Here is a 23149-nt window from a genome sequence, read left to right on the forward strand (position 1 = left end):
TCAGGCAGAAGACGGCATACGCGTTCATGCCTAGTCTGGTGGGTTCGGGGATTTGTATAGGAGACAGGCCTCGGGGCGGTCGCGGGCGGCCTGGGCGGCGGCTTCGCGGGCGCGGTCGCGCTCCAGCCGGGCCAGCATGTCCGCGAGGTCGGCGGCGCGGGCCAGGGCGTCCTGGGCGCGGCGGCCGGCGTCGCGCTCGGCCTGGCGGGCCTCGGCCTCGCGCGATCGGGCGGCGGCGATCTCGGCGTCCAGGGCGCGGGCGGCGGACAGCGCCTCGGTGCGTGCGCCGGCGACCAGGGCGGCCTCGGTGGCGGCCTGGCGGGCGCGGCGGGAGGCCTCCTGGTCGGCTTCGCGCAGGGCTTCGACGTCGCGGCGGACCTGGCGGGCGATGCCCTGCAGCACCAAGGCGCCGCGCAGGGCTTCCTCCGGCGGCAGGGGCACGGCCAGCAGGGTTTCGACCGGCCAGAGCGACAGGCGGCGCATCGCCGGCATGAGGGGCGCGAGGGCGGCGGCGCGCCGTTCGACCTCGGCGCGGGCGGTGATGGCGGCGAGGGAGGCCTCGCGCTCGCGGTCCTGGGCCGCATCGAGGGCGGCGTCGGCGCGCAGCGCGCGGTCGGCCATGGCGACGCGCTGGCGGGCCAGGCCGCGTTCGAGCTCGGCCGCTTCGCGCGCCAGGCGGGCGGCCTCGGCGGCGGCGGCGCGTTCGGCCTCGGCGGTGCGCCGCGCATCCTGGATGGCTTCGCGGGTGGGTTGGGCGGCGGCCGGGCTGGCGAGCAGCAACGCGGCCACGCCCAGTGCCCGGTAGCGTTTCCCATGCGCCCTGCCGGTCCTGGGTTGCCGCGCGAATGCCATCGGGGTCAGCCGCCGGGCGCGACCAGCGCAAGCGTCGGGAAATAGGTGCGATACCGCCGCAGGTCGCGCGTCAGCAGGGGCAGGCCGGCGACCGCGGCATGCGCGCCGATGAAGAAGTCCGGCAGGACGCCTGCGCGGCTGCCGCCGCCGGCGCGGTAGCGCTGGAACACCTTGCCGGCGAGGAACAGCGCCTCGCGCGGGATCGGCGCCGTCTCGATCTGCGCCGCCGCCAGGACAGCGTCGAGTTCCTCGATCCGTGGGAAGCCGACCGATAGCTCGGTGTAGACAACGTCGTTGATGTGCAGCGGACCGCGCACCGCGGCGGCTTCGAGGTGGCGCTGCGACCAGTCGGCCCATTCGGCGTCGTTGGTCGCCAGGTCGAGCAGCACGTTGGTGTCGACCAGCGTCACCTCACGCCTCGCCGCGGGTGAGCGCCATGATCTCGTCGGTGCTCATGCCCATGGCGGCACTGCCGCGCAGCCGGGCGAAGCGGCCTGGAGGCGTGGTGCCGTGGCCGCGCGCAGCGTCCTTGCGCAGGAGGACACGGCCGTCGTCGCCGACCTCGAAGGTCACGCGGCTGCCGGGGACGATGCCCAGCAAATCGCGCACGGTCTTCGGGATGGTGACCTGGCCCTTGGTGGTGACGGTCGTCGCCATCGCGCGCTCCGGTATTACCTGATGGATCGTGTGGTATTACCTAGGGTATCCGCCGGCTGGTTTCCAGTGGACCATGGCGGCGCCTGCGCCGTGCGGCGCCGCCAGAGGGAGCGGCGCGGCTTGCCGCCGGTCAGCCACGCCCAACGCGCAGCAGCGAAGTTCCGGTCATGGCGGCCGGCTGCTTGAGGCCAAGCAGGCCGAGCAGGGTCGGCGCGATATCCGCGAGCCGCCCGTCGGCGATGGTGGTGCCGGCGGGCGCGCCGAGCAGCAGGGCCGGCACGGGATTGGTCGTGTGGGCGGTGTGCGGCCCGCCGGTGGCGGGGTCGCGCATCATCTCGGCATTGCCGTGGTCGGCAGTGACGAACAGGGCACCGCCGGCGGCGCGGATGGCATCCGCGATGCGGCCGAGGCCGGCATCGACCGCCTCGACCGCCTTCGTTGCGGCGGCGAGGCTGCCGGTATGGCCGACCATGTCGGCATTGGCGAAGTTCAGCACGATCAGGTCGTGCGCGCCCGCGGCGATGGCCACGACGGCCTTGCCGGTCAGTTCCGGCGCGGACATCTCGGGCTGGAGGTCATAGGTCGCGACCTTGGGGGAGGGCACCATGATGCGCTCCTCGCCGGCATAGGGCGTCTCCTCGCCACCGTTCAGGAAGTAGGTGACGTGGGGGTATTTTTCCGTCTCCGCCATGCGGAGTTGCGTGAGGCCCGCGGCAGCGACCGTGGCGCCGAGGATGTCGGCCATGGATTGCGGGGCGAACATCGTGCGCAGGAAGGGGTTCAGCGCGGCGCTGTATTCGGTGAGCCCGGCGGCGGCGGCGAAGCGCATGGCGCGGGCGCGGGCGAAGCCGTCGAAGCCGGGGTCGAGCAGGGCCGCGAGGATCTCGCGCACGCGGTCGGCGCGGAAGTTGAAACACAGCAGGCCGTCGCCATCCGCCATGCCGGCATAGTCGCCGACGATGCTGGCGGGGATGAATTCGTCGGTCTTGCCGGCGGCGTGGGCGGCGGCGATGGCGGCCTGCGGCGTGGCGGCGTGCGCGCCGTCGCCGACCACCATGGCGTTGTAGGCCTGGGACACGCGGTCCCACCGATTGTCGCGGTCCATCGCAAAGTAGCGGCCGCTGACCGTGGCGATGCGCACGCCTGGTAGCGGCGCGATGTCGGCTTCGAACCGGGAAAGGAAGTCGGGCGCCGCCTGGGGGGCCGTGTCGCGGCCATCGGTCCAGGCATGGATCGCGACCGGGATGCCGGCGCCGGACAGGATGCGCGCCAGCGCCACCGCATGGTCCTGGTGGGAATGCACCCCGCCGGGCGAGAGCAGCCCCATCAGGTGGCAGGTGCCCCCCGTGCGCTTCAGCGCGGCGACCAGCCCGGTCAGCGCCGGCAGCGACGCGATCGACCCATCCGCGATGGCGGCGCCGATGCGCGGCAGGTCCTGCATCACCACGCGGCCCGCGCCGATGTTCAGGTGCCCGACCTCGGAATTGCCCATCTGACCGTCCGGCAGGCCGACATCGGCGCCGGAGGTGCGCAGGAAGGCGTGCGGGCAGGTGGACCACAGCGCATCGAAGGCGGGCGTGCGCGCCTGGCGCACGGCGTTGTCCGCGCTGTCCTCGCGCCACCCCCAGCCGTCGAGGATGACGAGCATGACGGGGCGGGGGCGGCTGGCGGGCATGGCGGGGTCCTGGATCCCGGGGCGGGCGTGGCCCCGGCGCGCTCCGCCCGGCTTAACCCCCGGCGCGCTCCGCGCGCAAGGCCGCGACCTCGGCCCGCAGGGCGCGGATTTCGTGCAGCAGCATCACCTGGTCGGCATGGGCGGCCGAGGCGGCGGCGTCCGAGGCCGCCTGGGCCGCCGTCGCATCGGCGCTGACGCGTTCCTCGCGCAGGGTCTGGATGCTCTCGACGATCACGCCGATGAACAGGTTCAGCACGACGAAGGTGGCGACGATCGAGAAGGGGATGAAGAACAGCCAGGCCAGCGGCTGCTTCTCCATCGCCTGGCGCACGATATTGCCGAAATCATCCATCGCCATGAGCTGGAACAGCGTGAACAGCGACGAACCGAGGTCGCCGAACTGCTCGGGCAGGTCGGCGCCGAACAGCTTCGCGCCCATCACCGCGAAGACGTAGAAGATCAGCAGCATCAGCAGCACGATCGATCCCATGCCGGGCAGCGCGGCCAGCATCGCCTCGACCACGTTGCGCATGGATGGCACCACCGAGACCAGGCGCATGACGCGCAGCACCCGCAGCGCGCGCAGCACGCTCAGCGGCCCGGTCGCCGGCATCCAGGCGATGCCCACCACCACCAGGTCGAAGATGCCCCAGGGGTCGCGGAAGAAGCGGCCGCGGAAGGCGTAGATGCGCAGGGCCAGCTCGGCCGTGAACGCATAGAGCAGCGCATTGTCCACCGCGTGCAGCAGCCCGCCCCAATCCGCCATGATGGCGTCCGAGGTCTCGAGCCCCAGCGTGACCGCATTCAGCAGGATCAGCGCGATGATGCTGCGCTGGAAGGGCGCGGCCATGACGAAGCGCGCCACGCGCGCGCGCGGGCTGTTCGCCGTGTCCTCGGCGATGAGCACTTCCTGCATGTTGTCCCCGAATCCCCGCTGATGCCCCGTCGGCGCGGCACATAGGGCCGGGACGCGCGGCGCTCAAGCCGCGGGTCAGCGCAGGATCAGCGCCGGCACGCCGAAGATGTGGCGATGGGCATGCAGCAGCGCCGCCCAGGCCAGCAGCCCGGCCAGGGGCGCGACCCAGCCGATCTCGCGCGCGACCAGCCGGTTCCGCCCCGCCAGGATGGCGCCGAAGGGGATGATCGAACTGGCGGCGGCGAAGCCGGGCCAGGTGTCCGGATGGCGCCGCGCCATCTTGGCGTCGATCGAGGGCATGCCCGCCACCGCGGTGACCAGGAAGGCGCCGAAGAAGACCAGCGCCGCGGTGTCGCCATTGCCCAGCGCGTGAACCGCCGCCCAGATCGCGAAGGCCGACAGCATCGGGTGGCGGGTGACGCGCTGGATGCCGCGCGGCCCCTGCGCGATCAGGCCGGCGCCGCCCATCGCGGTCGGGTTGCCGATCAGCGAGCAGGCGAACAGCACGAAGGCCGGCAGCATCAGCACGGCGAGCACCAGGCGCAGCCAGGCCGGCGCGAACCACAGCGGGGTGGTCGCCGCGCCCTGCCAGGCCACCACCAGCAGGCCGATGGCCATCACCGACCCCACCGAGAAGGCCAACGCGAACACGCGCTCGCCCAGCCGCGCCACGGCGGCATCGCGCAGCGCCGTGCCGGAGACGCCGACATGCACGAAGACCCACAGCAGTGCCGCGAGGATCAGCAGGATCATGCGCCGCAGTCTCGCCGCGCGGCACGCCCGGCGTCCAGCATCATGGCCGCCAGGCGCGGTGATAAGGGTGGTTCTGCCGGATCGCCTGCGCGCGATACAGCTGTTCGGCCAGCATCCCGCGCACCAGGAAATGCGGCCAGGTCATGGGGCCGAGGGCGATTCGGTGGTCGGCCCGTGCCAGCACGGCCGGATCGAGTCCCTCCGCCCCGCCGACCAGGAAGCAGGGCGCGCGCCCGGCCTCGTCCCAGCGCGCCAGCAGCGCGGCGAAGCGGGCGCTGTCGGGCTGTTCGCCGCCGAGGTCGAGGGCAACGGCCAGCGCATCGGCGGGCAGCGCCGCCAGCAGCGCGGTGCCTTCGCGGCGGCGGATCTCGGCGGCGGAACCGCGCGCCTCCGGGATCTCGGTGACCTCGGGCGGCGGGCGCAGCCGGGCGGCGTAATGCGCATACAGCGTCGCCTCCGGCCCCGGCTTCATGCGCCCGACGGCGAGGATCCTAGGCGGGCGTGACGTCGGCCGCCCCTGGGCTTTCCGGGCCCCACATGCGTTCGAGGCGATACAACTCGCGCGCTTCGGGCCGGAACAGGTGGATCACCAGGTCGCCGGCATCGATCAGCACCCAATCGGCGGAGGCCTGGATGTTGTCGCGGCGCAGCTGCAGGCCGGCTTCGGCCAGCGCCTCGTCCAGGTGGGTCGCCATGGCCTGGAGCTGGCGCTCGACCAGGCCGGTCGCGATGATCAGGCGGTCGGCATAGTCCGCGCGGCCGGTGACATCGAGCAGGATGATGTTCTCGGCCTTGTCGTCCTCCAGCGACTTGATCGCCGCATCGACCAGCAGCGCGAGGCGGTCGGGCGGGAGCTTCTCGCGCTTCTTGGTGCGGGTGGGGCGCGGGGCGGCGGGCTTGGGCGCGGCCTTGGCGGGGGCCGCGGCCTTGGCGGTGCGGGTCGCTGCCGTGGCGCGGGGCTTCGCGGCGGGGGGCGCGGCCTCGGCAGGCTTGGCCGCGCGCGCCGGCGTGGCGGTGGCCTTGGCCTTGGGCGCGGCGGGGGTGGTGGACTTGGGCGCTGCTGTCCTGGCCTTCGGCGGCGGCACGGCCTTGGTCGTCGTCGCGGTTGCCTTGGCCTTGGGTGCGGCGGCCTTGGCCTTCGGTGCCGCTGTCTTGGCAGCCCTGGTCTTCGTCGCGGCGACCTTCGCCTTCGGCGCGGCAGTTTTCGCCGCCGGCGCGGCGGTCTTGGTTTTCGACGCGGCCGCCTTGGCCTTCGGCGCAGCGGCCTTCGCCGCCGGCGGGGCAGCCTTGGCCTTTGGCGCGGCGGCCTTCGCCGTCGGCGCCGCAGCCTTGGTCTTCGGCGGCGCGGCCCTGGTCTTCGGCGCCGCAGCCTTCGCCTTCGGCGAGGCGGCCTTGGCCTTGGGTGTCGCGAGCTTCGCCTTCGGCTCGGCCGCCTTGGCGGCAGGCGTCGTCGTCTCGGTCTTCGGCGTGCGGGCTATGGCCCCCTCCTGTCGCGCGTGCCGCCCCTGGCCTGCGCCGCACGGATGGCGGTGGCGGAGGCGGCGTGCTCTCGGGCCGGAACCAAGCACCAAGGCGCGTGCGGCGCAAACCTTTCCGTGCGAATCGCGCTCCGAGCCCCATCGCCGCGCGCCTCCCCCGGCGCCCTCCGGTGCCGGCGCAGCACCTGCGCCGCCTGGCCCTTCAGCGCGGCCCGCGTGAAGCCCGGCCGCGGCAGCACCGCCAGCGCCGTGCGCCGCGCAATCCCGCGCCAGCCCTTCCAGCGCGGCAACTGCACCAGGTTGTCGGCACCCATCACGAAGGTGAAGTCCGCGCGTGGGAAGCGCCGGCGCAGCAGCCGCAACGTATCGGCGGTGAAGCGCGTGCCCAGCGCGCGTTCGATATCCGTCGCGATCACGCGGCGCCCATCGGCGATGCGCCGGGCCGATCGCAGCCGCTCCGCCAGCGGCGCCATGCCCGCGCGCGGCTTCAACGGATTGCCCGGCGAGACCAGCAGCCAGACCTCGTCCAGCCGCAGCGCGCGACGCGCATGGTCCGCCACATGCCGGTGCCCCGCATGCGCCGGGTTGAAGGAACCGCCCAGCAGCCCGATGCGCCGCCGCCGCCGATCGCCGAAGCGGCCGGGCGTCACCGGGTGCGGACGCTCACGCTGACCGGTGCCGCCGCCAGCCCTTCGTAGCGCACGGTATAGGTGCGCCCGGCCTCCAGCGGCAGCGTCGGCGAATAGCCCGCGACCGAGATCACCTGCCCGGCCTCCAGCCGCATGCCATCCGACGCGAGGTCCCGCACCAGGAAGGCGATGACATTCAACGGATGGCCGAGTGCGGCGGTGCCGGTCGCGCGCGCACGCTCCTGGCCGCGATCATCGACCATCGTCACCACCATGCTGCCGAGCCGGTCGGCGAAGGCTTGCGTGGCCTCGACCGGGATCGGCGTGCCCATGACGCCGAGCCGCGCGCCGACATTGATGGCGAGCAGCTGCGGCCCGGTGAAGCCGCCGGTCAGCACCAGGTCGGGCAATTCGATATAGGGAATGACGGCATCGAGGTGGCGCAGGATCGCGACATGGTCGCGCCCGGCATCATTGATGCCGGCATCGCGCACGCGCAGCAGCAGGTCGCTCTCGATCACCGGCACGGCGCCGAAGCGGGCCGGCACCTCGGCACCGTCGCGCAGGCTGATGCTGGATTGCATCAGCATGCCGCGCAGCGGCTGGTTCACGCCGAAGCGCTGCTGGACCGGCGCGCTGGTCAGCCCGACCTTCCAGCCGACGATGCTGCCCCAATGCGGCACCAGCGCCGCGACCAGGCGCTCCTGCGCGCAATGCCCGGCCTCCAGCGTGGGCAGGCCGGCGATGGGCGGTGTCGGTCGGTTGGCGATCAGGTTGTCCGCCACGCCATCCATGATGTCCTGGGACGGGCACGCCTGCGCGGCGACGGGCAGGGCCAGCAGGGCAGCGAGCAGCAGGCGGCGCATGGGAATCGTTCCTCCGACGGGACGCGATGCTACCGGCGCGGCGGGCCGGACGGGAAGGGCGCGTCAGCGGAAGGCCACGACCACGTCGCCCAGGCCCTCGACCGACAGCCGCCAGGTCTCGCCGGGGCGCGGGGCGATCGGCGCGGCGGGGCCCATCAGCGCGACCTGGTCGCCGGCGCGCAGGGGGCGGCCCTCGGCGGCGAGGTCTTGCGCGAGCGCCGCCAGCAGCGCCGCCGGCGGCGTCGCGAGGCCGAGCGTGGCCGCCATCGTGCTGTGATCCGCCTGCAGTGTCGCGCCGGCGGCCAGCATCGCGGCATCGCGCAGCGGCACCGCCGCCCCGACCACGCCGAGCCGCACGCCCAGATTGCCCGCCCGGCGCGACGCCGCATCCATCCCGCCCGGCATCGCCGCGAGGTCGAGCAGCACGAGGAAGGGCGCGACGGTCGCGACCGCCGCGTCGCCCATGGTCAGCAGCAGGGCCGGGGCGATGGCCGGGCGCGCGGCGTAGGCGGCCTCGATGGTGGCGCCGGATCGCGCGCGGAAATTGGCGTGGAACAGCGCGCCGCGCAGCGGCGGCACGATGTCGGCGGCCAGCGCGATGCCCTCGATGTCGCCCCAGGGCTGCGCCAGCATCGCGGCCAGGCGCTGCTGCGCGCAGGCGGGGTCGGTGCTGGCCGCCCAGGGCTGTGGCACGCGGCGTTCCAGCAAGGCGCGGGCGAAGCGCGCGACCTCCGCCACCTGCGGGCAGGCCGCCTGCGCCGGTGCGGCAATGGCCACCAGCGCGAAGGCGGCGGCCGCCAGCCTCATGGCCGGATCTGGCCCGTGCCGACCACCTGGTAGCGATAGGTGCAGAGCTGTTCCAGCCCGACCGGCCCGCGTGCATGCATGCGGCCCGTGGCGATGCCGATCTCGGCGCCGAAGCCGAACTCGCCGCCGTCGCAGAACTGCGTCGAGGCGTTCCACAGCCCGACCGCGGAATCGATGCCGTCGAGGAAGTCGCGCGCGGCGGCTTCGTCCTGCGTGATGATCGCCTCGGTGTGTTCGGACCCGAAGCGGCGGATGTGGTCCAGCGCATCGGCCACGCCATCCACCACCTTCACCGACAGGATGGCGTCGAGCCATTCGGTGGCGAAGTCGGCCTCGGTCGCGGCGGGCAGGTCCGCCACGATGGCGCGCGCGCGGTCATCGGCGCGGAAATCGCAGCCCAGCGCGTGCAGGTCGGCCACGAGCATCGGCAGCAGCGTGGGTGCCACGGCGGCGTCGATCAGCAGCGTCTCGGTCGAACCGCACACACCGGTGCGGCGCATCTTGGCGTTCGCCAGCACGCTGCGCGCCATGGCGTGGTCGGCGGCTTCGTGGATGTAGGTGTGGCAAAGCCCCTCGGCATGCGCCAGCACCGGCACCCGGGCTTCCTCCAGCACGCGCGTGACCAGGCCCTTGCCGCCGCGCGGGATGATCAGGTCGATCAGCCCCGCCGCGCGCAGCATGGCCCCCACGAAGGCACGGTCGGCGGTGGGGGCGATCTGCACGGTCGCATCCGGCAGGCCGGCATCGCGCAGGCCCTCGGCCAGGCAGGCATGGATGGCGGCGGCGGAGCGCGTGCTCTCGCTGCCGCCGCGCAGGATCACGGCATTGCCGGATTTCAGGCAGAGCGCGGCGGCATCGGCGGTCACGTTGGGCCGGCTTTCGAAGATCATGCCGATCACGCCGAGCGGCTGCGCGACGCGGCGGAACACCAGGCCGTTCGGCCGCGTCCATTCCGCCAGCACGCGGCCGACCGGGTCGGGCAGGGCGGCGACCTCCTCCAGGCCCACCGCCATCGCCTCGATGCGCGCGGGGGTGAGGGTCAGGCGGTCGCGGAAGGCGGAGGTCAGGCCGGGTGCCGCTTCGACATCGGTCGCATTGGCGGCGAGGATCGCGGCGGCGTTCCGGCGCAGTGCCGCGGCGGCCTGCGTGAGCGCCAGATCCTTCGCCGGCGACGGCGCGCGCGCGATGACCGCAGCGGCCGCGCGGGCGGCGCGGGCGGCGGTGTCGAGCAGGCGGGCGGCGTCCTGGGCGATGGCGTTCACGGCGGGGTGCTCCGATGCCGGGTGCATGTGGCGTGCGCGGGCCTTCGGGAGAAGGACCGGCGCGCCATCACGGCCGATAGGCCACCCAGCCGCGGAAGGTCAACGCCGCGTAGAACAGGCTGACATCGACGAAGCCGGCGTCGGCCAGCAACGCGGCATCCTGTTCGGGCGACAGTGCGGGCAATTGTCGGCCGATGCCCTCGGCGGCGCCCTGCGCGGTCTCGGCCGCCACGCCGGAGGCGGTCGCGAAGGCGGCGAAGCGCGACAGCCAGACCGGCTTTTCCTCCGGCGCCTGCGGGAAGCTGTGATGCGCCACGACCAGCGGCGCGCCGGGCTTCAGCCGCGCGAACAGCGCCGCGAGGGTCTGCACGCGCGCCGCGGGCGGCAGGAAGTGCAGCGTCAGCAGGCAGGTCGCGGCATCGAAGGGGCCGGGCGGCGCGGTGTCGATGTAGCCTGCATGCAGATCGACGCGCGCCGCGAGCGGGCCGAGCGTACGTCCCGCCAGCGCCAGCATCTCGGTGGAAGGATCGACGCCAGCGAAGCGCCAGCCCGGCTGCGCGGTCGCGAAGACCTTCAGTTCGAGCCCGCCGCCCGCACCCAGCACCAGGATGCGCGCATCGGCCGCGCAGCGTTCCGCGAGCAGCAGCGTCGCCATGCGATGCAGCGCATCGAGGCCCGGCACGAAACGTGGCGGCATCTCGGTGTAGCGCGCGACGGCCTCGGGGTCGGAGAAGGGCGCGTTGGGCGGGATCATGGCGCGGCCGCCAGCCGCAGCAGCGCCCGCGCATTGCCGCCGGCCACGGCCCGGCGCGCTTCGTCGCCCAGCGGCGCGGCCGCGATGAACCGCGCGGCATCGTCCGAGGATTCATACGGGTAGTCGATCGAGAACAGTACGTGCCCGTGCCCCATCGCGGCCACGGCGGCCATCAGCGGCACGTTGTCGAACTGGCCCGACGTGGTGACGTAGAAATTCTGCCGCACATATTCGGACGGCTTGCGCGCGACGCGGCGATGGGTCTCGGTGAAGGCGTAGCGGCTGTCCAGGCGCCACAGCTCATACGGGATCGCCTCGCCCATGTGGCCCAGGATCAGCTTCGCACGCGGGAAGCGGTCGAAGACCCCGGAGACGATCAGCCGCAGCGCGTGGGACGATGTCTCGGTGGTCCATTCCCAGACCGGCTTCTGCAGTTCCGGGAAGCCCTCCAGCACGAAGGGCATGCGGTGGGAATCGCCCGGATGCAGGTACAGCGGCACGTCCAGCGCCTGCAGGCGTTCCCAGAACACGTCGTGGCGTGGGTCATCGAGATACACGCCATTGGTATGGCCATTCACCAGCACGCCCTTGAAGCCGAGCTGGCGGACGCAGCGTTCGAGTTCCGCCGCCGCGCCGGCCGGGTCCTGCATGGCCAGGTGCGCGAAGCCGGCATAGCGCGCCGGGCGCCGCGCGATCTGCGCGGCCAGCGCATCATTCGCCTCGGCGGCGAGGCGTGTCGCGAGGCGCGCATCGGGTTCGATCTGCACGCCGGGGCCGGAGATGGACAGCACCGCGACATCCACGCCCGCCGCATCCATCGCGGCGATGCGCTGGTCCCCGAAATCCGCCAGGCGGGCGATGATGGCCTCGCGCGCAGCGCGCGGTGTCGGCGGGAAGGCGCGTTCGAGGTAAGGCTGCAGCCCCGGCGTGATGACGTGTTCTTCCAGCGCCACCTTGGGGATGGCCTGCGCCACGGCCTGCACCGGCAGCGCGGCGGCCGGGCTCGCGGCAAGGATGGAGCGGCGGGACAGGCGCATGAGGGCATCCTCGGTGGCGTGCGGCGCCAGTCGCACGCCACGCCGCGCCCGTCTACCGCGCTACTCGATGCGGATGCCGCTCTCGCGGATGATCGGTTCCCAGGTCGTGCGTTCGGCCGCCAGCGCCGCGGTCATCTGCGCCGGCGTGGTCCAGCGCGGCTCCAGCCCGTTGCGATTGAGCACCGCTGTCGCCTCGGCATCCTGCAGCGCCACGCGCATCGCGGCATTGAGGCGCGCGATCGCGGCATCGGGCGTGCCGCGCGGTGCCAGCACGCCGTACCAGGACGGCACGTCGAAGCCCGGCACGCCGGATTCCGCGACGGTCGGGATCTGCGGCATCAGGCGCGATCGGGCGGCGTGCGGTACCGCCAGCGCGCGCAGCTTGTCCTCGCGCACCTGGGCCAGCACCGAGGCCGCGGTGGCGAAGGAGAAGTCGACGCGCCCCGCGAGCAGGTCCGTGACCACCAGCCCGCCGCCGCGGTAATGCACCGGCGTCGTCTCGATGCCCGCCATGCGGTCGAACAGCAGCCCCGCCAGATGCGGCCCGCCGACGATGCCGCTGGTGCCATACGAAAGGCGCCCCGGCGCCGCCTTCGCCGCGGCCACCAGCTCCGCCACGCTGCGCCACGGCCGATCCATCGGCAGTACCAGGATGTTGAACAGGTCCACTGCGATCGACACCGGCACCAGGTCGCGCGCCGGGTCGATCGGCAGGCGCACCACCATCGGGCTGACCACCAGCGCGCCGAGCGTCGCGAGCAGCAGCGTGTGGCCATCGGCCGGGCTGCGCGCCACCACCTCGGAGGCGATGTTGCTGCCCGCGCCGGGGCGGTTCTCGACGATCACGGGCTGGCCCAGCGCCTCGCTCATTTTCGGTGCGATGGCGCGGGCGGAGATGTCGGTCGCCCCGCCTGGCGTGAAGCCGACGACCAGGCGCAGCGGGCGGGACGGAAAGCCATCCAGCGCGAGGGCAGGCGCCGTGAGCGGCAGCGCGGCGGCGGCGAGCAGGCCGCGGCGGCGAAACGCCAGCATGGTCATGGTGTGTCGTCTCCCGGAGTCAATCGCGATTGGCTGAAGCATCGCACGATCGGCGGCAGGTCGAACAGCGGCGGCTATCGTGGTCATAGCGCGCGGCTATTGGAATGCGGCGCGAAACCATCCCACCTGCGCTGGCGTAGTGATGGATCGGACACGTCCACCGTCACGCAGCACAAGGAATACGATACATGACCCGCAACATCTTCTTCGGCGCCGCCGCGGCCGCCGCCGTCATCGCCTTCGCCGCCCCCGCCGTGCACGCGAATGAATGGCTCGCCGCCTCGCAGGCCTATGTCGAGGGCAATGGCGAGAACGCGACCGTCGCCTATGCCGGCCAGCGTCCCGCCGGCGTCACGCTGCCGGGGTCCGTCGTGACCGGCAACGGTTCGAACGTCTCGGTCGCGCTGCCGACCCCGCCGGCGCCGTCCACCCGCAACTTCATCGCGGTGGTCGAGGGCTCGGGCGAGAACCAGACCGTGCGCCACATCCCCGCGCCGCGCGGCTGACCTACAGCAGCACGAGGTCGTCCCGGTGGATGATCTCGTCGCGCCCGCGCCAGCCCAGGATGCCTTCCAGCTCCTCGGACCGGTGACCGGCGATCAGGCGCGCGGCTTCGGCATCATAGGCCGACAGGCCGCGCGCCACTTCGCGCCCCGCCTCGTCGCGCACGCTGAGCGGGTCGCCGCGTTCGAAGCTGCCTTCCACCGCGCGCACGCCGGCGGGCAGCAGCGATGACCCGCGCGCGAGTGCGCGCGCCGCGCCCGCATCGACCATGAGCGAACCGAGCGGCGCGAGGCTGCCCGCGATCCAGCGCTTGCGCGCCGTGCGCCCCTCGGGCGCCGCGAGGAACCAGGTGCAGCGCGCGCCATCGAGCAGCGCCGCCAGCGGATTGTCGCGCTTGCCGAGTGCGATCGCCATCGCGCAGCCCGCGCCGGTGGCGATGCGCGCCGCGATCAGCTTGGTGCGCATGCCGCCCGAGGAATAGCCGGGTGGCGGATCGCCGCCCATCGCCATGATGTCGTCGGTGATGCGATCGACCGTGGGGATATGCGCGGCATGGGGGTCGCGCCGCGGGTCGGCGGTGTACAGGCCGTCGATGTCCGACAGCAGCACCAGCGCGTCGGCACTGATCATCTCGGCCACGCGCGCGGCCAGGCGATCGTTGTCGCCGAAGCGGATCTCGGCCGTGGCGACGGTGTCGTTCTCGTTGATGACGGGCACGCAGCCAAGACCGAGCAGCGTGCTGATCGTCGCGCGCGCATTCAGGTAGCGGCGGCGGTCCTCGGAATCCTCCAGCGTCAGCAGCAGCTGCGCGGCGTTCATGCCGTGCGCGCTGAGTGCATCCTGCCAGGCGCCGGCCAGGCGGATCTGCCCGACCGCGGCGGCGGCCTGCTTTTCCTCCAGCCGCAGCGCGCGCCGCGTCAGGCCCAGCGCCCGCCGCGCCAGCGAAATCGCGCCGGAGGAGACCACCACGACCTCGGCGCCCGTCGCGCGCAGCGCCGCCACATCGGCGGCGACCGAGGCAAGCCATGCCGTGCGCGGCGCGGCCGTCGCCTCCTCCACCACCAGGGCGGAGCCGATCTTGACGACGATGCGCTTGGCCTGCGCGAGGGAAGGTGCGGCGGGGTCGATCATGGCGCGGGGCTGTAGCACGCGGGACGGGCGGCCTGAAGGCGGGACGCCTGTCCGTGTCTTGTCGCTTGCCCCGGCCGCGCGGCGGCCTATCGTGCGCGCGGCGGCAACGATGCTGCGCCGGGGGCGTTGTGTCGCCAGCGGCGGGCGCGGCACGCACGCACCCCATTTTCAGGAGCGAGACCACCATGGCGGACCTCATCATCGTCGCCTACCCGGACGAGAAGACGGCGGAAGCGGCGCGCGCCAAGCTGATGGAGTTGCAGAAGGAATACCTGATCGAGCTGGGCGACGCGGTGATCGCGGAGCGCCTGGCGGACGGGTCGGTCAAGCTGCACCAGCTGATCAACACCACCGCGGCGGGCGCCGCCGGCGGGGCGATGTGGGGCACGCTGATCGGGCTGCTGTTCCTGAACCCGCTGCTGGGCGCCGCCGCCGGTGCCGGCGCGGGCGCGCTGAGCGGCTACCTGACCGATGTGGGCATCGACGACAAGTTCATGAAGAGCGCGGCGGAATCGCTCACGCCCGGCCAGGCGGCGCTGTGCGTGCTGGTCCGCAAGGTGACCGCGGACAAGGTGCTGCCGGCGATGGCGCAGTTCGGCGGCACGGTGCTGCGCACGAACATGACGACCGAACAGGAACAGAAGCTGCGGGACGCGCTGAAGGGCGCCTGAACGGGTCGCGGGCGCCGGGTCAGGCCGGCGCCCGCACCGACAGGTCCCGCATGACCGTGCGGAACACCGCGCGGTAATCCTCGGCGACGCGCAGGTCCACGCCATCCTCCAACGCATCGCGCGACAGGCCCGGCCAGGCGCCGAAATGCCCGCCGAGCGACCCGCCACGCCCGAAGGCCATGACGGTGCCGGCGCGACCGTGGTCGGTGCCGCCATTGGCATTGGCGCGCAGGCGGCGACCGAATTCGCTCGCGACCAGCACGGTCCAGCGGCGCGGCAGGTCCGCCAGGTCGGCATCCAGTGCCGCCAGCCCGCGCGAGAGCATCCGCACCAGGTTGGTCATGCGCCATGACTGGCCGTCATGGGTGTCCCAACCGCCAAGGTCGACCTGCGCCGCCACCAGGCCCGGATGCAGCTTCGCCGCCTGCGCCACGGTGGCGAGAGCGGCGCCAAAGGCGCCCGCCGGGCCGTAGGCCGCGCCATTGGACGGACGATAGGCCGCGATTCGGCCCTCGCCATCGCGCGGCAGCAGCGCATCGAGCGCGCGCATGTCGTCGATCGCGCCGCGCACGGCGCGCGAGACGATGTCCTGCCCGCCGGCATGCAGCGCCTCGAGCGCCGCCGCGCCCAGCCGCCCGCCCGGCAGCGCGAGGCCGCCCGAGAGGCTGGGCACGGCAAGGGCGCGCGCCAGGCCGGTCAGCTCGGGTGTCAGCCCGCCCTGGCCGGCGATGGCCGCGGGGCCTGGCGCATTGCCGGCCAGCGCCGCCGTCCAGGCGGCGAGCCACCCCTGGGCCGTGCGCGGATCCTGGCGCGATCCGCGGCCACCGGCCATCAGGGCCTGGGCTTCGAAATGGCTGCGGGTGGCTTCCGGCACGCCGGCGGCGGGCCACAGCGCAAGCCGCCGGTCGCGCCAGATCTCCGCCAGCCCGCCCGCTTCGGCATGCAGCCGGAAATCGATGCCGCCGACGGCATCGAGGCGATGCCCGGCGCCGGCGCCGTCGGCGCGCGTCCGCAACTCGGCCGCGCGCATCTCGACGAAACCGGCGTCGTCGGCGGGCGAGAGGAAATGCAGCGAATCCATCCCGCCGCGCAGGAAGACCAGCACCAGCAGCGGCGGCGCACCGGCGGGATCGGCGAAGGCCATGCCGCGCAGGCCGGGAAGCGCGGCGGTGGCGAGGCCCGCCCGCAGCAGCGCGCGGCGTCCGAGGCGGGCCATCATGTGGTCTGGAACCCCGGTGCGAGCAGGGCGATGCCGGCGAGGGCCGCGGCGTCCTGCGGGTTGCGCAAGCGGTCGGGGCGGCGGTCCACCGACCAGGCGCTGGCCAGGCGCTGCGCCACGGCCGGCGCGGCATCGCCGACCAGCGCGTGCGCGACCTCGCGCGCCGCTTCGGCAGTCGGACGGCCGGCGAGGGCGGGATACAGCGGTGAGGCGCCGGTGCCCCACCAGTTCTGCGCCAGGCCCAGCAGCATGGTCCAGCGCGCGCGCAGCGCGCCACCGCCCAGGTAATGCGCGCCATCCAGCGTCTGCCCATCGGGCGAGGGCCATCCGAACAGCGTCTGGCCCGCATTGCCCATCTGGGCCAGCAGCGGCGCCTGGGGTGACAGCGGGATGGCGAGCGCGCGCGCCGCGGCGGCCGCGATATCGAGCGGGCGGCGCACCCGGCCCAGCGCGGGGTCGGTCGCCTCCGGCCCATCCAGCAGGGCGCGGATGGTGCGGGCGATCTGGTCCGGTGCGTCGCGGTGGCGCAGGAAGGCGGCTTCGGCGCGTGCGGCCACGGCGGGCGGGGCGGTGTCGCCCATGAAGAAGCGCGCGAGCTTGCCGCAGAGGTGGCGCGCGGTGGCGGGATGCGTGGCGGCCAGCGCGATGACGCGGCGGCCATCCGCCAGCGCGGGGGCAAAGGGGGCGAATTCCTCGCCCAGCACGCGCTTCTGGTAGCCATCGTGCCAGCGTTCGACATAGGCGAATTCGCCGGCGCGGGGCAGGGTGCGCCCGCCATCGATGCGCTGGCCGGCGGCGATGGTCCAGCCGGTGAAGGCGCGCGCGGCTTCCCAGACATCGCCGTCGAAATAGCCGGCGGGGGTGCCCTGGTCGGCGCCGGGAATGTCGCGCCAGGACCGCGCGCCGGGGTGGTAGGCGGCGGCACCGAGCGTGTGGAGTTCCAGCAATTCGCGGGCGAAATTCTCGTTCGGCGCGCCGGCGCGCGAGGCGTTGTTGTTGAGATAGGCGAGCATCGCCGGGCTGGTCGCCACGGCTTCCAGCAAGGCGGCGAAGTTGCCCAGCGCGTGGTCGCGGATGCGTGCATCGTGGCCCGGCAGGCTGACCGAGACCTGCGGGCCGGCCTGGGCGGCGACGTTGAAGTGGTCGTGCCAGAATTCGACCAGGCGTTCGCGCAGCTGGTCCGGCGCGAGCACCTTGCGCAGCAGCGTTGCGGCCGAGAGTTCAAGGCGCGGGCGGTCGCGCTCGGGCCAGGCGATCGGGAGGCGGTTGTCGGCCATGGCCCAGCGTTGCTCGGGCGTCATGGCCAGCGCGAAAAGCGGGCGGTGTTCGTCGACCATCTGCTCGCCGGGGCCGGCGACGTAGCGGATCGGCATGGTCGCGGCGGCGAGGGCGGCGGTGACCTCGGCGTGGTCGGCGGGCAGGGCGAGCTGGGCGTCGATCCAGCTGCCGCGGTCGAGCCGCGCGACGGCGGCGACATCACCCGGCCGCGCGCCATAGGCGGCGCGGTTGAGCAGGCGGCGGGCGGCGTCCTCTCCGAGCGCGGGCATGGTGCGAGACTATCGCAGGCGGGGTGCGGATGGCGATGACGAAGGCGTCAGGCGTGGCGCGGCAGGCGCGACCACTTTCGTCGGTCCGGGGCTCAAACAGCCAGCCTGGCCGACTGCCGGGAGCCGGGTATGCCGAGCATGGCATGGCGGCAAGTGTCCGGCTTTCGCGGCATCCGGACGAAGGAACGCTTGCGGCGCGACGCCGGGTGCGCGAACGCGGTCATTCGGGCGCTCGGCAGGAGGCAGAAGCTCGTGCCGCTGGGTCAGTCGGTGCGGCGATTCGCCGCGATGGTGTCGGCCAGGGCGCGCAGGATGGCCGGCACGCCTTCGCCGGTGGCGCCGCTGATGACCTGGACCGGGTGGCCGCAGGCGCGTTCCAGCGCCTTCACCCGGCTGGCCTTGGCCTGCGCGGTCATGGCATCGAGCTTGTTCAGCGCGACGATCTCCGGCTTGTCGGACAGCCCGCCGCCATAGCCGGCGAGTTCGGCGCGGATGGTGCGATAGGCGCCGGCGGGGTCGGCCTGGGTGCCGTCGATCAGGTGCAGCAGCACCGCGCAGCGTTCGACATGGCCGAGGAAGCGGTCGCCCAGGCCGGCCCCTTCATGCGCCCCTTCGATCAGGCCGGGGATGTCGGCGAGGACGAATTCCTCGGTGGCGTTGAGGCGCACCACGCCCAATTGCGGGTGCAGCGTGGTGAAGGGGTAGTCGGCGATCTTGGGCTTCGCCGCGCTGACGGCGGCCAGGAAGGTGGACTTGCCGGCATTCGGCAGGCCGACCAGGCCGGCATCGGCGATGAGTTTCAGGCGCAGCCAGAGCCAGCGTTCCTCGCCGGGCCAGCCCTTGTCGGCACGGCGCGGGGCGCGGTTGGTACTGGTCTTGTAATGCGCGTTGCCGTGGCCGCCATCGCCGCCCTTGGCGATGACCACGCGCGCGCCGGGCGTGTCGAGGTCGGCGATCAGGGTCTCGCGGTCCTCGGCCAGGATCTGGGTGCCGACGGGGACCTTCAGCACCACATCGTCCGAACCCGCGCCGCTGCGGTCCTGGCCGGCGCCGTTGCCGCCCTTGCGGGCCTTGAAGTGCTGCGCGTAGCGGTAGTCGATCAGGGTGTTGAGGCCGTCCACGGCCTCGGCCACCACGTCGCCGCCCTTGCCGCCCTTGCCGCCGTCGGGGCCGCCGTACTCGATGAACTTCTCGCGCCGGAAGGCGATGACGCCGTCGCCGCCGTCACCCGCCTTGATCCAGACCTTGGCTTCGTCGAGGAACTTCATGGTGCTTGTGGCCCAGAGCATCACCCGTTCGAACGGGATCGTTCAAGCGGGTAGGGATGCTCGCAAAGACAAGTGACTGGAGCAGCATTTGTTCAAACGGGCTCGTTTGGACGGGTAAAGATGCCCGCAAAAACAATGGCCTCGAGCCGTTTCAGTGAGCCAAAGCGAACGGAAACGGCTCCAGAGAGCAGACGGGGATTCTTGCGACCGAAATTCGTCCGCGCGAAACGAAAACGGGGGCCCTGAGGCCCCCGCCGTCGCGACGCGCTGTCGGTTGGCGTTACTCGGCGGCCAGGGCGGCCGGCGTGACGGTCACGTGCACCCGGCCTTCGGCGCGGCGCACGAAGGTGACGCGGCCATCGACCTTGGCGTGCAGGGAGTGCTGGCGCCCGGCATAGACGTTGTCGCCCGGGATCATCTTGGTGCCGCGCTGGGTCACGATGATCGAGCCGGCATTGACGGTCTGCCCGCCATACAGCTTGACGCCGAGCCGCTTGCCGGCGCTGTCGCGGCCGTTGCGCGAGGAGCCGCCTGCCTTCTTGTGTGCCATGGGGTTGGTGTCCTTACGCCGCGGAGATGGTGGCGATCTTCAGCACCGTCTGGTGCTGGCGATGGCCATTCTTGCGCCGGCTGTTCTGGCGGCGGCGCTTCTTGAAGATCAGGACCTTGTCGCCGCGGTTCTGGGCGACGACCTCGGCCGTCACCGACGCACCGGCAACGGTGGGGGCGCCGATGGTCAGGCCGGCTTCCGTCGCGACGCAGAGCACGTCGTTGAAGGTGATGGTGGTGCCCGGCGCGGCGTCCAGCTTTTCCACGAACAGGGTGGCGTTCGGGGTGACGCGGTACTGCTTGCCGCCGGTGCGGATCACTGCGTAGGTCATGACAGGCCCTGGATGTTTCCCGCTGCCCCTTGGGCCGGAGGCCGGGGGCGGGCGGGCAAAAGCGAATGCGGCGAAGGTGGCCCCCCGCCGGGAGAGCGGGCGTATAGCGGGGGGGTGGGCGGGGCGTCAACCATGGAGGCGGCACACGGGGCGTTGCGTGCGGCGCGCGGGCGGATTATAGCCGCCACCCCGTCGGAGAGGTGCCGGAGCGGTCGAACGGGTCGGTCTCGAAAACCGAAGTACGGGCAACTGTACCGTGGGTTCGAATCCCACCCTCTCCGCCAGTTCCCCGGCCACCCCGGCAAACGGCTCTCCAACCACTGGCTGTCACCCGCTGAAAGCCGAACATTCCGGGCCTCGGCGGCGCCGCGCATCTGAGCGTCGGCCAGAGCGCGGGGCGCCGCCGAGGGTTAGGGAACCCTGTCCCCGAAGCGGACCTCCATCCCTCCGGTGCTCAACTGACTGACCGCGAAGGCGGTCGCCTCCCTTCGCCCGGCCCCCAAGGGCGACCAGGGCGGCGTCTCGTGCGAAGCGACCTCGCGCGGGTCGCGCTCCTGGCTGCTGCGATACAAGGTCCGGGGCGCGGGCGGGGTCGAGCGGTGGCTCGGCCTGGGCGGTTTCCGGGCCGTCAGCCTCGCCCGGGCGCGCGAACTGGCGGCGCAGGCGCGGACCATGCTCGCCGAGGGACGGGACCCGATGATCGAGAAGCTGGCCTTCGCTCGAAAGCAGCAGCGCGAGGGGCGCACGGTCGGCGATGGCATGTCGGAGTTCATCGAGGCGCAGAAGCCGGCATGGCGGGCGAGCACCATCACGGCGAACGAGAGCCTTGCGCGGACGATGAACCTCGCCGAGGGCGGTATCGGGTCGCGACCGCTGGCGACGCTGACCGCGGCGGAGGTCGTGTCGTGGCGGCAGCCGATCCGGACGCGGACGCCGCAGCGCGGCCGCAAGATGCGGATGCTGCTGGCGCAGTCGATCGAGCGGGCCGAGGCGCTCGGTCAGCGCGACGCCTCGCTCAAGAACCTGGCTTCCTGGTCCGTTCTGCGCCATGCGCTGCCGGCGGCGAGCAAGGTGCGCCCGGTCGAGCATCCTCGGTTCGTGGCCGGCGATGAGGTCACGATCTTCTGGACGGCGCTGGCCGAGCATAGCGGCGCGGGGGCGGGGGCGCTGAGGCTGATCGTCGTGACCGGGGTGCGCCATTCCGAGGCGACCTGCGCGGAATGGAGCGAGTTCGCCCTCGATGGGGCCGAGCCGCTGTGGGCGATCGCTGCGGCCAGGACCAAGCAGTGCGGGGCGCCTGTCGGCCCGCTGTCGCCGGCGGCCGTGACGGTGCTGCGGCGGATGCAGGCGGTGGCGCGCGGCCCGTTCGTGTGCAGCGGCATCAGGGCGAGGTCGCCGATCCCGCCCACGACCATGGCGGCGCCATGGAAGCGGATGGGTGGCGATTGGGCGGCGCGGGTGACGCCGCACGACCTGCGGGCCTCGCGGCGCTCGTGGTGACCTGCCCCCCTAGAAGGGCATCCCGCTGGGATGAGAGAGCGATCCGCCGTGGCAGGAGGCAGCGACGCCGAAGCATCGAATGGTTGGGTCGCGCGCCCAAAAAACTTGCAGGTGCGTCAATGCGGGCTTGATGGCAGTCTCACATCCGCACCTGCGGAGACATCGACGATGCGCCAGACGATCAAGCTGCTGACGGTCGTGTCGCTGTTGCTGGCGGGGCCGGCGGTCGCGCAGAACCTCCGGATCGGCATCCAGGCGCCGCCCTCCACGCTGGACCCGCACTGGCTGCTGAACCTGGCCAATACCGGCGCGCTGCGGAACATCTACGACACGCTGGTGGCGCGCGATGCGGAGATGAAGCTGGTCCCGGGGCTGGCGGAGTCCTGGCGCGTGGTGGACGATACGACCTGGGAGTTCAGGCTGCGCCCGGGCGTCCGCTTCCATGACGGCGCGCCGCTGACCTCGGCCGATGTCGCGGCGTCGTTCCAGCGGGTGCCCAACGTCCCCGGTAACCCGAACCCCTACACGATCTACCTGGCCGGCGTGGCGGGGATCGAGGTGGTCGACGACCTCAACTTCCGTGTCCGCACCAACGGGCCGCAGCCGGCGCTGCCGACCAACCTGACGCAGATCTTCATCGTGCCGCGCTCGGTCGCGCAGCTGGGCAATCCCGAATTCAACGCGGGCCAGGCGGCGATCGGCACCGGTCCCTTCCGGGTCGCCGGCTGGCAGCCGAACGCCCCGCTGATGATGCGGCGCAATGACGCCTATTGGGGCCGGCGCGCCGCCTGGGAGACAGTGTCCCTCGTGCCGGTTCCGAACGACACGGCCCGCGTCGCCGCGCTGCTCGCCGGCGATGTCGAGTTCATCAACAACGTGCCGCTGCAGGACATCGGACGGATCCAGTCCGATCGCCGCGTCGCGCTGTTCGCCGGGCCATCCATCTACGCCGTCAACATCTACCCCGACGTCGCGCGCGACGATGCCCCGGGGATCGATGCCGGCGGGCGCAACCCGATGAAGGATGCCCGCGTGCGGCGCGCCATGTCCTTGGCGCTGAACCGGGAGGGCATTGCGCGCCAGATCATGGAAGGCTTCGCCGACCCGACCGACCAGCCGGTGCCGCCCTTCATCTTCGGCGCCATCGCGGACCGCGCCGTGCCGGCGCAGGACCTGGAGACGGCGCGGCGGCTGCTGGCGGAAGCCGGCTGGGGCCAGGGCTTCGGTCTGAACCTGTTCTGCTCGCCCGCCCGCACGCCACGCATCTGCCAGGCGGCCGCGAGCGCCTGGGCGCGCATCGGGATCCGCACGACGGTGGAGGTGGTGCCGCAGGCGACCTTCCTGCCGCGGCGGAACCGGCGCGAATACGGGGTGTTCATGGCGGTCTTCGGATCATTGACCGGCGAGACATCCTATCAGATCGGATCGCAGCTGCATTCGACCGGCACGGTGCCGGGGCTGGGCGCGCTGAACTTCACCGGCCTCGGCCAGCCTGCGACGGATACGGCGATCCAGCGCGCGCGGGCGACGCTCGATGACGCCGACCGGGCGCGCCAGCTGCGCGCCCTGGTGCAGCACGTGGTGGATGAGAACCTGATCATCGGCGTCGGCATCCTGCGCTCCGTCAATGCGGGGCAGGCCGGGCTGACCTTCCAGGCGCGGGCGGATGAGGAGGTGCTGGCGGTGGAGATCCGGCCGCGTTGA

At 72.7% G+C, this 23149-nt stretch carries 24 protein-coding genes and 1 tRNA gene; 5 read left to right on the forward strand and 20 right to left on the reverse strand.

Features of this window, described 5'->3' with window-relative positions; genetic code table 11:
* Positions 1-857 precede the first annotated feature (857 nt).
* The 14 genes from LQ222_RS19560 to LQ222_RS19625 form a co-directional block, all read right to left on the reverse strand.
* Entirely contained in the window at positions 858-1262 is a 405-nt protein-coding gene (locus tag LQ222_RS19560) for a type II toxin-antitoxin system VapC family toxin (RefSeq protein ID WP_230168528.1), read from the reverse strand.
* Position 1263: 1 nt separating this feature from the next.
* Entirely contained in the window at positions 1264-1509 is a 246-nt protein-coding gene (locus tag LQ222_RS19565) for an AbrB/MazE/SpoVT family DNA-binding domain-containing protein (RefSeq protein WP_230168529.1), read from the reverse strand.
* Positions 1510-1639: 130 nt separating this feature from the next.
* The gene (gene gpmI / locus LQ222_RS19570) at positions 1640-3184 is read right to left on the reverse strand and encodes a 2,3-bisphosphoglycerate-independent phosphoglycerate mutase (RefSeq protein ID WP_230168530.1); all 1545 of its coding nucleotides are present in this window, start codon (positions 3182-3184) and stop codon (positions 1640-1642) included.
* Positions 3185-3236: 52 nt separating this feature from the next.
* Complete coding sequence (locus tag LQ222_RS19575) at positions 3237-4100, reverse strand: ion transporter (protein WP_230168531.1); 864 nt, start codon at positions 4098-4100, stop codon at positions 3237-3239.
* Between the two features lie 75 nt (positions 4101-4175).
* Positions 4176-4853 (reverse strand): NnrU family protein, encoded by a 678-nt coding sequence (locus tag LQ222_RS19580; RefSeq protein ID WP_230168532.1) that lies wholly within the window; start codon positions 4851-4853, stop codon positions 4176-4178.
* 40 nt (positions 4854-4893) lie between these two features.
* A complete protein-coding gene (locus tag LQ222_RS19585) occupies positions 4894-5343 on the reverse strand; it encodes a 23S rRNA (pseudouridine(1915)-N(3))-methyltransferase RlmH (protein WP_256444047.1) in 450 nt (149 codons plus the stop codon).
* 1 nt (position 5344) lies between these two features.
* On the reverse strand, positions 5345-5938 hold the full coding sequence (rsfS, locus tag LQ222_RS19590) for a ribosome silencing factor (protein ID WP_230168534.1): 594 nt from the start codon (positions 5936-5938) through the stop codon (positions 5345-5347).
* A 389-nt stretch (positions 5939-6327) separates the two neighbouring features.
* The gene (locus LQ222_RS19595) at positions 6328-6981 is read right to left on the reverse strand and encodes a nicotinate-nucleotide adenylyltransferase (RefSeq protein ID WP_230168535.1); all 654 of its coding nucleotides are present in this window, start codon (positions 6979-6981) and stop codon (positions 6328-6330) included.
* Positions 6978-7826: a 2-keto-4-pentenoate hydratase gene (locus LQ222_RS19600; protein ID WP_230168536.1), complete on the reverse strand. Its 849-nt coding sequence runs from the start codon at positions 7824-7826 to the stop codon at positions 6978-6980. The genes LQ222_RS19595 and LQ222_RS19600 overlap by 4 nt, the downstream gene beginning before the upstream one ends.
* 63 nt (positions 7827-7889) lie before the next feature.
* Positions 7890-8633 carry a hypothetical protein gene (locus LQ222_RS19605; protein ID WP_230168537.1) on the reverse strand — a complete coding sequence of 248 codons (744 nt, stop codon included), beginning with the start codon at positions 8631-8633 and terminating at the stop codon, positions 7890-7892.
* Positions 8630-9922 (reverse strand): glutamate-5-semialdehyde dehydrogenase, encoded by a 1293-nt coding sequence (locus LQ222_RS19610; RefSeq protein ID WP_256444045.1) that lies wholly within the window; start codon positions 9920-9922, stop codon positions 8630-8632. The genes LQ222_RS19605 and LQ222_RS19610 overlap by 4 nt, the downstream gene beginning before the upstream one ends.
* Before the next feature lie 40 nt (positions 9923-9962).
* Positions 9963-10649, reverse strand: a complete 687-nt coding sequence (locus LQ222_RS19615; protein WP_230168539.1) for a class I SAM-dependent methyltransferase — start codon at positions 10647-10649, stop codon at positions 9963-9965.
* Positions 10646-11686: an amidohydrolase family protein gene (locus LQ222_RS19620; protein ID WP_230168540.1), complete on the reverse strand. Its 1041-nt coding sequence runs from the start codon at positions 11684-11686 to the stop codon at positions 10646-10648. Before LQ222_RS19620 ends, LQ222_RS19615 begins: the two co-directional genes overlap by 4 nt.
* 60 nt (positions 11687-11746) lie before the next feature.
* Complete coding sequence (locus tag LQ222_RS19625; protein WP_230168541.1) at positions 11747-12724, reverse strand: tripartite tricarboxylate transporter substrate binding protein; 978 nt, start codon at positions 12722-12724, stop codon at positions 11747-11749.
* Positions 12725-12912: 188 nt separating this feature from the next.
* Between LQ222_RS19625 and LQ222_RS19630 the strand changes: the two genes are divergently transcribed.
* On the forward strand, positions 12913-13230 hold the full coding sequence (locus LQ222_RS19630; protein ID WP_230168542.1) for a hypothetical protein: 318 nt from the start codon (positions 12913-12915) through the stop codon (positions 13228-13230).
* A gap of 1 nt (position 13231) precedes the next feature.
* Here LQ222_RS19630 and proB read toward each other — a convergent pair whose 3' ends face one another.
* The gene (proB, locus tag LQ222_RS19635) at positions 13232-14359 is read right to left on the reverse strand and encodes a glutamate 5-kinase (RefSeq protein WP_230168564.1); all 1128 of its coding nucleotides are present in this window, start codon (positions 14357-14359) and stop codon (positions 13232-13234) included.
* 185 nt (positions 14360-14544) lie between these two features.
* On the opposite strand from proB, the gene LQ222_RS19640 reads away from it, so the two are divergent.
* On the forward strand, positions 14545-15030 hold the full coding sequence (locus tag LQ222_RS19640) for a DUF1269 domain-containing protein (protein ID WP_230168543.1): 486 nt from the start codon (positions 14545-14547) through the stop codon (positions 15028-15030).
* 19 nt (positions 15031-15049) lie between these two features.
* Here the strand turns inward: LQ222_RS19640 and LQ222_RS19645 are convergent, their stop codons facing one another.
* The 5 genes from LQ222_RS19645 to rplU all read right to left on the reverse strand — a co-directional run bounded on the left by LQ222_RS19645 (position 15050) and on the right by rplU (position 19945).
* Positions 15050-16249, reverse strand: a complete 1200-nt coding sequence (locus LQ222_RS19645; protein WP_230168544.1) for a DUF1501 domain-containing protein — start codon at positions 16247-16249, stop codon at positions 15050-15052.
* Positions 16246-17796 (reverse strand): DUF1800 domain-containing protein, encoded by a 1551-nt coding sequence (locus tag LQ222_RS19650; protein WP_230168545.1) that lies wholly within the window; start codon positions 17794-17796, stop codon positions 16246-16248. Before LQ222_RS19650 ends, LQ222_RS19645 begins: the two co-directional genes overlap by 4 nt.
* 263 nt (positions 17797-18059) lie before the next feature.
* The gene (gene obgE / locus LQ222_RS19655; RefSeq protein ID WP_230168565.1) at positions 18060-19064 is read right to left on the reverse strand and encodes a GTPase ObgE; all 1005 of its coding nucleotides are present in this window, start codon (positions 19062-19064) and stop codon (positions 18060-18062) included.
* A 280-nt stretch (positions 19065-19344) separates the two neighbouring features.
* Complete coding sequence (gene rpmA / locus LQ222_RS19660) at positions 19345-19614, reverse strand: 50S ribosomal protein L27 (RefSeq protein WP_230168546.1); 270 nt, start codon at positions 19612-19614, stop codon at positions 19345-19347.
* A gap of 13 nt (positions 19615-19627) precedes the next feature.
* The gene (gene rplU, locus LQ222_RS19665; protein ID WP_230168547.1) at positions 19628-19945 is read right to left on the reverse strand and encodes a 50S ribosomal protein L21; all 318 of its coding nucleotides are present in this window, start codon (positions 19943-19945) and stop codon (positions 19628-19630) included.
* 194 nt (positions 19946-20139) lie between these two features.
* Here rplU and LQ222_RS19670 point away from each other — a divergent pair.
* The 3 genes from LQ222_RS19670 to LQ222_RS19680 all read left to right on the forward strand — a co-directional run bounded on the left by LQ222_RS19670 (position 20140) and on the right by LQ222_RS19680 (position 23149).
* Positions 20140-20229 (forward strand) — tRNA-Ser (locus LQ222_RS19670).
* Positions 20230-20407: 178 nt separating this feature from the next.
* The gene (locus tag LQ222_RS19675; protein WP_256444048.1) at positions 20408-21445 is read left to right on the forward strand and encodes an integrase family protein; all 1038 of its coding nucleotides are present in this window, start codon (positions 20408-20410) and stop codon (positions 21443-21445) included.
* A 168-nt stretch (positions 21446-21613) separates the two neighbouring features.
* A complete protein-coding gene (locus tag LQ222_RS19680) occupies positions 21614-23149 on the forward strand; it encodes an ABC transporter substrate-binding protein (RefSeq protein ID WP_230168549.1) in 1536 nt (511 codons plus the stop codon).

Origin of the sequence: Roseomonas sp. CECT 9278 (genome assembly GCF_918698155.1) — a bacterium.
In the GTDB taxonomy this organism is placed as follows: Bacteria; Pseudomonadota; Alphaproteobacteria; order Acetobacterales; family Acetobacteraceae; genus Neoroseomonas.